The organism is Grimontia marina (genome assembly GCF_900060185.1).
Lineage (GTDB): Bacteria > Pseudomonadota > Gammaproteobacteria > Enterobacterales > Vibrionaceae > Enterovibrio > Enterovibrio marinus.
The window spans coordinates 79,283-90,907 of record NZ_FIZY01000019.1; the positions used below are offsets into that span (position 1 = coordinate 79,283).

13 protein-coding genes are annotated in these 11,625 nt (G+C 48.2%); 6 read left to right on the top strand and 7 right to left on the bottom strand.

The genetic code is table 11. The features are described 5' to 3' along the window. The first annotated feature begins 69 nt into the window (after positions 1-69). On the top strand, positions 70-1,740 hold the full coding sequence (locus tag GMA8713_RS11630) for an FAD-dependent oxidoreductase (protein ID WP_062709646.1): 1,671 nt from the start codon (positions 70-72) through the stop codon (positions 1,738-1,740). Beyond that, positions 1,737-1,922 (top strand): DUF2783 domain-containing protein, encoded by a 186-nt coding sequence (locus tag GMA8713_RS11635; RefSeq protein WP_046303168.1) that lies wholly within the window; start codon positions 1,737-1,739, stop codon positions 1,920-1,922. The genes GMA8713_RS11630 and GMA8713_RS11635 overlap by 4 nt, the downstream gene beginning before the upstream one ends. A gap of 87 nt (positions 1,923-2,009) precedes the next feature. On the opposite strand, the gene GMA8713_RS11640 is transcribed toward GMA8713_RS11635, so the two are convergent. The 4 genes from GMA8713_RS11640 to GMA8713_RS11655 are packed head-to-tail and all read right to left on the bottom strand — an operon-like array spanning position 2,010 to position 5,678. Then, positions 2,010-2,798, bottom strand: a complete 789-nt coding sequence (locus tag GMA8713_RS11640; RefSeq protein ID WP_231590840.1) for a response regulator transcription factor — start codon at positions 2,796-2,798, stop codon at positions 2,010-2,012. 22 nt (positions 2,799-2,820) lie between these two features. Continuing rightward, positions 2,821-4,122: a TRAP transporter large permease gene (locus tag GMA8713_RS11645; protein WP_062709649.1), complete on the bottom strand. Its 1,302-nt coding sequence runs from the start codon at positions 4,120-4,122 to the stop codon at positions 2,821-2,823. Further along, complete coding sequence (locus GMA8713_RS11650; RefSeq protein ID WP_046303171.1) at positions 4,115-4,669, bottom strand: TRAP transporter small permease; 555 nt, start codon at positions 4,667-4,669, stop codon at positions 4,115-4,117. The genes GMA8713_RS11645 and GMA8713_RS11650 overlap by 8 nt, the downstream gene beginning before the upstream one ends. Beyond that, entirely contained in the window at positions 4,659-5,678 is a 1,020-nt protein-coding gene (locus tag GMA8713_RS11655) for a TRAP transporter substrate-binding protein (RefSeq protein ID WP_046303172.1), read from the bottom strand. The genes GMA8713_RS11650 and GMA8713_RS11655 overlap by 11 nt, the downstream gene beginning before the upstream one ends. A 378-nt stretch (positions 5,679-6,056) precedes the next feature. On the opposite strand from GMA8713_RS11655, the gene GMA8713_RS11660 reads away from it, so the two are divergent. From GMA8713_RS11660 to GMA8713_RS11670, 3 genes are all read left to right on the top strand, one after another. Beyond that, positions 6,057-7,010, top strand: a complete 954-nt coding sequence (locus GMA8713_RS11660; protein WP_157515589.1) for a helix-turn-helix domain-containing protein — start codon at positions 6,057-6,059, stop codon at positions 7,008-7,010. An 87-nt stretch (positions 7,011-7,097) separates the two neighbouring features. Beyond that, complete coding sequence (locus tag GMA8713_RS11665) at positions 7,098-8,531, top strand: aldehyde dehydrogenase family protein (protein ID WP_198159487.1); 1,434 nt, start codon at positions 7,098-7,100, stop codon at positions 8,529-8,531. A 10-nt stretch (positions 8,532-8,541) separates the two neighbouring features. Beyond that, on the top strand, positions 8,542-8,964 hold the full coding sequence (locus tag GMA8713_RS11670; RefSeq protein ID WP_062709655.1) for a hypothetical protein: 423 nt from the start codon (positions 8,542-8,544) through the stop codon (positions 8,962-8,964). A gap of 48 nt (positions 8,965-9,012) precedes the next feature. Here the strand turns inward: GMA8713_RS11670 and GMA8713_RS11675 are convergent, their stop codons facing one another. The 3 genes from GMA8713_RS11675 to GMA8713_RS11685 all read right to left on the bottom strand — a co-directional run bounded on the left by GMA8713_RS11675 (position 9,013) and on the right by GMA8713_RS11685 (position 10,694). After that, entirely contained in the window at positions 9,013-9,348 is a 336-nt protein-coding gene (locus tag GMA8713_RS11675) for a DUF3088 family protein (protein WP_062709658.1), read from the bottom strand. A gap of 369 nt (positions 9,349-9,717) precedes the next feature. Beyond that, positions 9,718-10,140 (bottom strand): nuclear transport factor 2 family protein, encoded by a 423-nt coding sequence (locus GMA8713_RS11680; RefSeq protein ID WP_198159488.1) that lies wholly within the window; start codon positions 10,138-10,140, stop codon positions 9,718-9,720. Positions 10,141-10,283: 143 nt separating this feature from the next. Next, a complete protein-coding gene (locus GMA8713_RS11685) occupies positions 10,284-10,694 on the bottom strand; it encodes a WapI family immunity protein (RefSeq protein ID WP_062709664.1) in 411 nt (136 codons plus the stop codon). Positions 10,695-10,991: 297 nt separating this feature from the next. Here GMA8713_RS11685 and GMA8713_RS11690 point away from each other — a divergent pair. Beyond that, on the top strand, positions 10,992-11,625 hold a 634-nt coding region (locus GMA8713_RS11690; RefSeq protein WP_157515568.1), incomplete at its 3' end, for an IS630 family transposase.

Consider the following 11,625-nt stretch of genomic DNA (forward strand, 5'->3'; position numbering starts at 1 on the left):
TTTCTTGATTCTATCGTTTAATCGCCTCTAAATTTACTCTTGCATGAGAGCATTTGTAGATGGATTTTTATGTTATCAACTTATACCAATCCGGTTTATTCCTATTCGAGGAGTAAAGACCAACACTCAGGCACAGTGACCCATCACAAGGTCGTGATTATCGGTGGCGGGCCAGCGGGCTTATCCATGGCTATTGATCTTGCAAAGCAAGGCGTCGAGTCCGTCATACTCGATGACAACAACACTGTCAGCGTAGGGTCGCGGGCCATTTGCTTCGCCAAACGAACGCTCGAAATCATGAATCGGTATGGTTGCGCAGAGCGGATGGTTTCAAAAGGCATCACATGGAAACGAGGCAAGGTTTTTTTTGGTGACGAAAAGGTCTATGAGTTCGACCTACTACCTGAAAAACACCATAAGCTCCCAGCCTTTATCAACCTTCAACAATATTACTTTGAGGAATATCTGGTCGATGTGATTGAGACGCTATCGGAGGTCGATCTTCGCTGGAAAAACAACGTTCAGGTTGTTGATGCGCAAACAGACATCAACCTGCTAACCGTCGACACACCCGACGGCACTTATCAGATTTCCTGTGATTATCTTATTGTTGCGGACGGCGCAAACAGCCCTATTCGCACCAAGCTGGGTTTGGAAAGTAAAGGACAGGTTTTTCAGGACAGATTCCTGATCGCTGATGTGGTCATGAAAGCCGATTTTCCTACTGAGCGCTGGTTTTGGTTTGAACCACCCTTCCACCCTGAGCAGTCCGCATTATTACATCGTCAGGCCGACAACGTTTGGCGCATCGACCTGCAGCTCGGGTGGGATGCAGACCCCGAATGGGAAAAAAGGGAAGAGAACATTCGTCCCCGTATCGAAGCCATGTTGGGGCCAGACAAACACTTCGACCTGGAGTGGGCTAGTGTGTATACCTTCCAGTGTCGGAAGATGGATGACTTCATCCATAAACGGGTGATTTTTGTCGGTGATGCAGCACATCAAGTCAGCCCTTTTGGTGCACGCGGCGCAAACGGTGCAGTCCAATCTGTTGAAAATTTAGCTTGGAAGCTATGCCGGGTACTGAACCAAACGGCCTCTCCATTGTTGCTTCGTACCTATAATGATGAGCGACAGTTCGCGGCAGAAGAAAACATCCTGAATTCGACCCGCGCGACCGACTTCATCACCCCCAAAAGTACCATGAGCAAGGTGCTGAGGAATGCGACACTGGAACTGGCAAAAAACTACCCTTTTGCGCGTCCACTGATTAACAGCGGCAGATTATCGACACCCTGCACATACCGCAATTCAACGTTAAATACGCCTGACAGGGACACGTTCAATAATGTGTTGATTCCGGGTAGTCCTATTCTGGATGCGCCTGTAAACCAACATGAAATGGCTTCCTGGCTGCTCAATTGGGTGGGCAATCATTTCGTAATCATGATTGCAGAAAGTAGTACAGAACAGGATAAGCTTCTGGCTGAACTGGCAAAGATAAGCGACTTGGAAGTACTGCTAATCAGCCACGATCAGCAATCTGCAAACCTCCGAGGAATCACTCAACTGACAGACACACAGGGATTGCTCCACCAGAGATATGACTTATCTGAAGGTACGGCTTATCTCTTTCGCCCTGATCAAGTGATCACCGCACGCTGGCGACAGCCGGCAATTAACGACATAACAGAAGCCATGCAGCGCGCACTTGGTCACCAACTGGATGAAGCACAATGAAATTGAATATCGAGCCGAATTTCACCGATGGAGATGCATTCTATGCAGCACTCGCCAACATTTATAACTCTCTTCCTCCAGAAGAGGTCATGACGGTAAACGCCAAGTTGGTGTTGCTTCTCGCCAACCATATCGGCGAACAAGAAATTCTGGAACAAGCCATCGTGGCTGCAAACCAATAACTCACTCTGCCGGCTTATTTCAGATACGCCTTATACCCAAACAACCTGAGGAGAAAGATCAGGTTGTTTGGGTATATCCCTCTCTCATCAGTGGGTCAGAACTTTATGAATCAGCTGCGTTCTCCCCCTCACATTGAGCTTTTCAAAAAGATGCTTCATGTGAGTCCGTACCGTCGTGAATGAGACATTATATCGTCGGGCTATTTCCTTATCAGACAGCCCTTGTATCACTGCCAAACACACGTCCACTTCACGCGCGGTCAGGTGATACTCTTCCACCAGAAAGTCTTCATCCATCCCCGAGGACGCATTGATGTCCGGGATCACATCGGGTCTGACATCTTCTTTAGAAAAAGCACCAGGTCTTGCTTGCTTCATGGCATTGGTAAAAGCTGCGCCCATTGCACTAACAATTTCCACATCTCTTTTGGTGAAGTCATTGCGTCTGCGACTTCTCCAGATCCTGATATCGCCGATGTTCTGGCGACCATCATGGGCATGGAAGTTTAGACCATACGTCAGCCCATCAATAGACAGGAAGTCGTTGAAAAACTCCGTCTGTTTCAACGCACTGTGCGGCATGATTTGACTCACTGCTGTTGCTTGTTTACGTTGCTGCAGCTTGGGCGTAATAGGATCGTGATACTGAAAATAGCTTTCATAGTGGGAAAGATTGTCGTCAGACATATTTATCGCCACGCGATGAGAAAAGCCGCACCGCGGCCCGTCCCATACATAGGAAGCAAAGTAATCAGCATCAAGAAGATCCAGCAAGCATTTACCCACTTGCTGGCGCATTTCCGAGCATTCCATGCCCGCATTCAAACACTCTGCAATCTGGAATACTGCATGAGTTTCTCGCATAGACAGGTTCACAACGTCCCCCTGTTACACAAATTTATCCATAAAGAAAATTAGGTAAACCCAGCGCCAAAGCGGGGATGAAAATAATGGCGAAAAGCCTCACCATATCTGCAACCCAAAATGGCATCACACCGCGAAATACCGTGCGATTATCAAGGTCCTTGAACATGCCGCTCAGCACAAAAACGTTCATGCCAACCGGCGGCGTAATTAAGCTGATCTCCGTGACCACCACGACCACAATGCCGAACCAAATCAGGTCAAATCCCATGCTTTGAACCACAGGGTAAAACACAGGAACGGTCAACAGCATCATCGACATACTTTCGAGCACAGTGCCAAGCATCAGGTAAATCACGACGATCATCAAAAACACTAGCATGGGCTGAAGATCCTGATTGGTCAGGAAATGCACCAATCCTTCAGGAAGACCCGCACGGTTGATAAAGTTTGAGAATATCAACGCGCCCAGCACGACAAAGAATATCTTTGCGCTCATCACCGCCGTTTCAAAAAGGACTTCCTTCAGCAGCTTTTTGGTAAGCAGGTCACGCAGATAAACGATCACCAAGGCACCAAAACTCCCGATACCTGCGGCTTCGGTGGGCGTAAAAATCCCCAGATATATCCCACCCATAATGATGGTGAACAAAGAGGCAATACCGGCAATACCTTTGTAGGCCTCCCGCTTCTGCTGAGACGTCATTTCATGCCCACGGGGTCCAGCTTCTGGCGAGCGCCACACTACGTACTTCACCGCAGCCAGATACAACAGAATCCCCATCACCCCCGGCACAAAACCTGCCGCAAACAACTCACGGATACTTTGTTCCGTCAAAATGCCGTAAATGATCAACGCCACGCTGGGAGGAATAAGGATGCCAAGCGTCCCCCCAGCGGCAATACAGGCAGACGCCAGGCTGTCGGCATAACCGAACCGACGCATAGAAGGGATAGCCACCTGACCCATCGTTGCTGCCGTCGCCAGACTAGATCCACAAATCGCGGAAAAACCGCCGCACGCCGTGATGGTCGCCATGGCCATACCACCGCGGTGGTGTCCCACCAGCGCATTGGAAGCCCGAAACAATTCAACAGACATCCCTGATCGGCTGATTAAGTTACCCATCAAAATAAACAAGGGGATCACGCTCAACGCTGGGTCTTGTAGGGTATCGACAATTCGGCGGGCACTGATCGTCAAGGCAGCAGTGAAATTGAAATCCAGTAAAGAGGCATATCCTACGACGCCTACCAGTGTCATGGCGTAAGCCAAAGGCATTCGCAGGACACACAGCAGCAAAACAATCGTGAGTCCAATCAGGGCACTAATCATGACGCTCACCCTCCAAGGACTCAACATGGCTATCTAAGGTCGCCGTTGAGCAGATCCCTCTGAACAAAAAGGCAAAAGCACTCAGCAGCAAGCAGAAAGCAATCGCATACATCGCCCAAGAGGCCGGAATTTCTAGGTACTCTGTTACCAATTGCTTTCTGTCAGCACGTGCTGCCAATTTATGGACGCTCATCGCCAGATAGATGCAGCCAACACTGAGTCCAAGGGAATAAATCCTCTCAACCCACTTGGCAAACGCCGGACTGATGGCATCCGTCAGTAAATCCACCCGGATTTGATCATCTTTAAAAACAAGTAATGGCAACATCAGCATGACCAATACCAACAGCATGAAGCCGGTCAATTCGCTGCCACCCAAGATAGGAGTGCCGAGAAGGTATCTGCCCAACACATCAAGGACGGTTAACAACATCATGCCTATCAGTGCCACAGCACTTGTCCAACGCATCAAGGGAAACAGGTAACAACATCCTTGTTGGAACAATGACCAGTAGTGCTGGCCAATGCCTGTTTTATTACTGACCATTTGCGACCTCATATGCTTGAGCCTCTTCGCGGAATGCTCTCAAAGCAGCTTTGGCATCCACATCACGATCTTTGACTGACTCAACCCAAGCCTGATCTAAGTCGCCGGTGGCCGCAGCGAAATACGCCAAATCCTGGTCAGATGCATCAACAATCTGGTTCCCTTTTTCGCGGGCGACACCTTCTGCATAGTCGTCAGCATCAGCCCATGCTTTCGCCGCCATTGCGGACAGTTTCTCGCCGGATACCGCCATAATGGCGTCTCTGTCTTTTTCAGACAGCCCATCAAGCGTATCTTCGCTCAGAAAAATACCGAAACTGCCCAAATACATGCCATGAGGCAGCTTCAGTGTATAAGGTGCAACTTCATGGAGTTTCAGTGTCGTTTTAGTCGACATCGGGTTAAACACACCATCTACAACACCTTGCGTCAGCATTTCATAGATTTTGTTAGCAGGCGCTGCGACACCAGTGACACCGAGGCGCTCACCGATTGCAGACTGAATGCCGCCACCCACACGGATTTTTTTGCCTTTAATATCCTCAAGGCTCTCCAAAGGTTCACGCATATGGATCTGGCCGGGGCCATGAGTAAAAACGCCCACTAATTCAACGCCATCATGTTCCCCTGCCTCAGCAAGGTAATCCTCATGAATCCGCCAATGGGCGACAGATACCGCTTCTGATCCGGCATTGTGGTTTGGTAATTCCGCGAGGCTCGTCAGTTTAAACTGACCAGGGAAATAACCGTGGTAAGTCCAGGCACCATCTACTGCGCCATCTTCCACCAAGTCAATCAGACTGTTGGGACTTCCAAGGTCATAGACCAAAGTAATCTTAACGCGCCCTTCAGTCGCTTCTTCAATCCATTTCCCCCATGTTGGCAATACGGTTTTATTCATCGCCGCTGCTGGGGAAAGCCATGTGGCAATCTTAAGTTCGACCTCTGCCATCACACTCATAGGCAGGAAAAGCAAACCTACTGCTACTCGCCAAAACACTCGTTTCATTACAACCTCACAATCCGTTACGATACACATAATGACAATATTTAACATATAACGTAACATGTCATAACAACAAACTAACATTACGATAAATGCGTTGATTCTCGTTATTGAAACAGCCCCGCATACAACGCATTTAAAAACATCAAGTTAGAGACAAAAGATGTTAGTGGTAGACGAATAAAAGGCAGAAGAGTGATTGAGAAGCACAGTACTGAAACAGCTAGACAGCCGACAGGATGTAAACTTTTTGTGATAAATAACGAAGGCAAATAGCATGGCGGCTTTTTGCACTTTAGCCTTAATGACTCGAATTTTTTCAATAGACCCAAATTTCGAACCAGAAAAATCTGAGTAACCGCGCAACCAAGGAGGGCTGTCGTGTTATCCCATCTTAGATTGAGCCAAACCAAGCCAAGCCTCGTGCACCTCGACGAGCTACAAACCATGATCACCGCATCATGCGGGCAGTACGCACTTGAGCCAAAACAAACCGACACCCCCTCTCTCCAAGGCGCGCTCGAGCCCTTCATGCTGTCCCGCTACGAAGCCATTAGTGTTTGCATGAATGTGGGTCAGGTAACACGGTCAGAACGCATGATTAAACAAGATCCTGGTGATCATCTTTATATGCTGGTACAGGATGAAGGTCGCTGCGTCGTCGAGCAAAATCACAAGCAACACACCTTGTTGCCCGGCGACATATATGTCGTCGATTCTACCCAACCAAGCCGCTTTATATTGAATGGTAATGCCTCCAGACAAATCTCTATTCACCTTCCACGGGAAGAGATGCTCCACCGATACGGAAAAGCCATTACTGGTGGCGTGATGGTTGAGCATGACGATCCTTTGCGAACCGCACTTATTGCTGTGGTAGCAAAATCAATGGAAGAAGGCATGCCAGACTCCTGCGCCCGATTGATGGATTCCACTTTTGACCTTTTAGGAATTTACATCGACGGGAAGGAAAAACAGAAAAGCCAAAGCGAGCGTGAAAAGCAGGGAGTACTTGGACGGGCACTCTCTCTGATCGACCGAAACTTTAACGACCCGGCATTCGACGCCTGCCAACTCGCCGATAAGCTAGGGATATCCAGTCGGACCCTTCAACGCCAGTTTCAATCCCTTGGGGAGTCACCTACCCGAAAACTCATCAATACCCGACTTGATAACGCAAAAGCGCTGTTAATGGGCATGTCTCAAAGCGACGATCACAGCTCAGTGACCAACGTGGCCTACCACTGCGGCTTCAGCGATCTCTCCTACTTCTACAAGGAGTTCCACAAGCGTTTTGATATGGCACCAGGCGCGATGGTGAACTGTCGCCAATAGCCAATGAGTTTGGCGGTTTGTTCCAAGTCACTCAAGTTAACACATCCTAAGGTGGGGTAATCATACTCATCAACGAGGATTGGAAACATGAGTACGGAAACAGAGAACCCAACAAAGCCATATTTAATGACAGTTAATGGGCAAGGCAGAAGTGCTGATACCTACTTTAAGGTGTTAAACCCTTCCACGCAGGCTATCGTTGGACTGGCACCACAATCAAATCAAAAAGATGTCGACGCTGCAGTCGCCGCCGCAAAAAACGCCTTCCCAACGTGGTCATCAACTCCACACGAAGAGCGAGTCGCACTTTGCCAGCAAATCGTCACCCTAATCAAAAACAACAGTGAGGCCTTAGCCACACTGATCACCCAAGAACAAGGCAAGCCGCTGAATGGCTTGGGCTCCCGTTGGGAAATCGGTGGCGCTTGCGCGTGGGCCGAATACACCACTAGCCTGAATCTGGGCGTGAAGGTCCTTCAAGATAACGAAGAAGGCCGGCTTGAGTTGCACCGTAAGCCTTTGGGTGTTGTCGCCTCCATCACACCTTGGAATTTCCCGGTACTCATCGCGATTTGGCACATCATGCCAGCGCTTGTGACGGGTAATACCGTGGTTATCAAACCCTCCCCCTACACCCCACTTTCCACTTTAAAGCTCGTTGAGTTGATGAATCAGGTATTGCCACCCGGCGTCGTGAATGCCGTTGCGGGTGAAGACACTAACGAAAACAGCGTTGGACAATTGCTATCATCACACCCTGATGTCCGTAAGGTGGTGTTCACCGGTTCGACAGCAACAGGCAAGTCCATCATGCGCAGCGCCGCGGATTCCATGAAAAGGCTCACCCTCGAATTGGGCGGAAACGACGCAGGCATCGTCCTACCTGATGCCGATCCAAACACCATCGCTGAAGGGCTTTTCTGGGGAGCCTTCATCAACAATGGGCAAACCTGCGCCGCGCTTAAGCGCCTTTACGTGCATGACAGCATCCATGACGAGGTTTGCGACGCATTGGTGGAATTCGCTAAGCAGGTTCCGTATGGCGATGGCATGGATGAAGGTTCCATACTTGGCCCCCTTTGCACCCCTTTTCAGTTTGAAAAAGTCAGTCGCCTCGTCTCGGAAGCGGCAATCAAAGGCACTGTGCACCTCGGTGGTACAGCCGCAAATGGTCAGTTTTTCCCACCCACCATTATCTCTGGGTTAAAAAATGGCGACTCACTGGTCGATGAAGAGCAGTTTGGTCCCGCTCTCCCCATCATCCGTTACACCGATATTGAAGATGCGATTCAAGCCGCGAATGACAGCAGTTCAGGCTTAGGCGGTTCTGTTTGGTCGTCAGACACGCAAGCAGCAGCAAGTGTGGCTAAGCGCCTCGAATGTGGCTCAGTCTGGATAAACCGCCACGGAATGATCCAGCCCAACGCACCGTTTGGCGGAGTCAAAAGCTCAGGTCTGGGTGTCGAATTTGGAGAAGAAGGATTAGCCGAATACACCGATATTCAGGTGGTATTTAACTGAAGGAGAAATCATGTCTGCTTTTGAAAACGCAACCGAGTTCTTTCATGCTTGTGAATCAGGCAAAGGTTGGGAGGCCTGCAAAGGCTTCGCTGAACCCAACGCCGGGTTTGATTCCCAAGCTTTCGCACTCACTGACATTCAAACACTGGAAGCCTACACCCATTGGATGCACGGTATCACCAACGGTTCTATGGCAGGCAGCCATTATGAACTCACCACCTCTGCTTTTGACCATGACAAAAACACCGCGATTTTCTTTGGCACCTTTTTCGGTATCCACAGCGGGGAAGGTGGACCAGTGCCGGCCACTGGAAAAAAGTGCGCAAGTCACTATGTGTATGTGATGCAATTATCGGGAGAAGGCAAAGTCACACATATGACCAAGGTATGGAACGATGGATGGGCGCTGAAAGAGCTTGGTTGGACGCAGTAGGAAACCGAAGAGCCGCCGGATAATAAGGCGGCTCTTGTTGTTGAACCATTAGTGCTTTTCAGGCAGGTCAAAACGTTCGATAAAGTACTGGATGATGTCATCGGTCTTATTAATATGACGCATACCAGTTGAAGCTGACACAGAGAACTTTTCCGAACCAAACTGATCGCCCTCAATTAAGACCAGATTTGGGCAAACTTGATTAGCCTCTCCCAGATGCTCGGGAAGATCACCGCGTGGTTTCTGAAAATCGACATACCTGACTTCTACGTTATGGCGGATCTCTGGAAACATCGCCATCAATCCTTCAACCCGCATGCAGTAGGGACAGAAGTACTTTTTTCCACCGTCGTTAAAGTCTCGCTTAAGCAAATACAAAATCATGATGGCCTTCCTTGGTAACAACATAAAAAACACATAATACACACCTTACGACCTTTGTTTCGAATCAAAACTGATAATTTTCCAAAGTCACGATGGGTGTGAAGGTTAGGTTGCGGCTTAGTGGCAAGAGGACACTATGAAGCAGATGGTTTTGTTAGAGAGGATTGGCTGCTGACGCAGCCAAAAGAAGGCTATTGCTGACCAGAGCATAGTCATTGATGTAATAAAATTCAGTTGCTTACAGCTGGATTAGTCAAGTCGATTTGTTGATGTGGACGTCCTTGCCGTTTCCAGATAAAGAAACTTCTTACAAATTTCTTTATCTGTTAATGGAAACAGTATTCTCTTGACTCTGCTACCAATACACGGTTACAAGCCCCAGAACGCATCTTCTGCGTCTTGATCAGATGAGAACAGCCAAACTTCAACAATTTTTCCATTTTTGATTTTGAATAAATCTGAGCCTGTCATTTCGACTTTTTTCTCAGTACCATCAAAGTTCTTAGTCGCACTGAAGAGAATCGGAGCTGAAACCAGATCATCATTGGCCATTGGGGCACCATCAGGCTTAACAACAAGAGAACCCTGACTGTCTGCCATCATTCCACCGACCATTTCGCCCACTGCTGCAAAACCGTTTTTTGATCCGGAAAACTTATTACCTCCCGGTTGATGCCATACCACGCTCTCTGAAAACAAGCTGGCAAACGCGCCCATATCTCCCTGCGCCAAGCTCGTGAAGTACTGATTTATTACCAAAAGGTTTTGAACTTGAACATTTGTATCAGACATTATCTTCTCCTTGATACACCATGAATAAAATGAATTTTTTTTAAAAGAGTTACAATAATAAGCACTATTATTTCTAGTAGTCAGGGACGATTTTCTTTATAGACTGTTACGAAAAACAAAATGGTTTTATGCAAATTCGTAGATTAAAAGCGATGGCTCCACGCAGAACTAGCCATCCTTACAATTTGCTCAGCTTCTACAATAAAACCAAACTGAATCGAATGATTGAAACTTACTGAGCCAGCAACTTGGTGACCTGTTGTACCTTCAATTGCCAAATGCCCAACGCCATCGTAAGCGTAAATCCTGAGATTTAGCTCATCTGGTGACATTGAATTTAAGACAGCTTCACCTTTCCGGTGTTTCTCAAGCTCACGGAGAGATGCAGAAAACAGTTCAAGTTCCTCTTTAGCAACCCAAACCTGATTCTTGCCGATGTAGCCATTACTGGAAACTACAATACCAATGAGAGCATCGCCATAACTCGGCAATGCGGTATCGGTCTCTAATTGAACTTCAAGTTCTATAAAATTTTCGCCATTTTCGATTTTCATATATTCATGTGCATAACGCCTAAGCTCAGGGGCGACAAAAAGCGGAGCGAGGAACGAGTATAGCTTTTTGACGTCCCTTGGAGCCCATTGTTAGCTTAATTCATGACGGCTACTAATACAGAGAATATGCCCGCTATAACCGCACCCAGAAGAGCACTGGCGAACCCAATCCAAGCCCCTGCTGACCCACTAAATAGCTGTTCCTAATAGTAGATCTCAAAGATAAGAGAAACTCAGTCCGCTTTGTGCGATCTGATCAATCGCCAAACCGAAACATACCGACAAAAGGACTGAGTGATGGCCATCATAGCACCGATACCTCGTGGCGAACGTCGTAGGATGAAAAAAGCGATACAGACTACCAAGGACAAGGATTATGCCCGCAGACTTATTGCTCTCATGCAACTCCACGAAGGCAAAACGATTGTCGATGTCTGCCGTATTATCAGTGCAGCCCGCTCCTCAGTGGGTAGGTGGATTGACTGGTTTACTCAAGGTGGTATGGATGCCCTGCACGCTTTGCCTGTTGGCAGACCGCCAACGCTTCCCGTTAGCGAAATGTGTGCGATGCTGACTATTCTGGTTCAGTTTTCCCCGCAGGATTTCGGTTATCAGCGAAGCCGCTGGAGTACAGAGCTTTTAACGATGCAGCTCAATGATGTATTCCAAAGTACAGTGGCGGCTTCTACGGTCAGGCGTTGGTTACCGAAAATCGGGATCGTCTGGCGTAGGGCGGCACCTACCCTCAATATTCGAGACCCTGACAAGGAAGAAAAGCTCGCTCAGATAAGTGAGGCGCTGGACAAATGCAGTGTTGACCATCCGGTGTTTTATGAAGACGAAGTTGATATCGACCTTAACCCCAAAATTGGGGCTGACTGGACGGTAAAAGGCCAGCAGAAAAAAGTGGTCACACCGGGACAGAACTGCA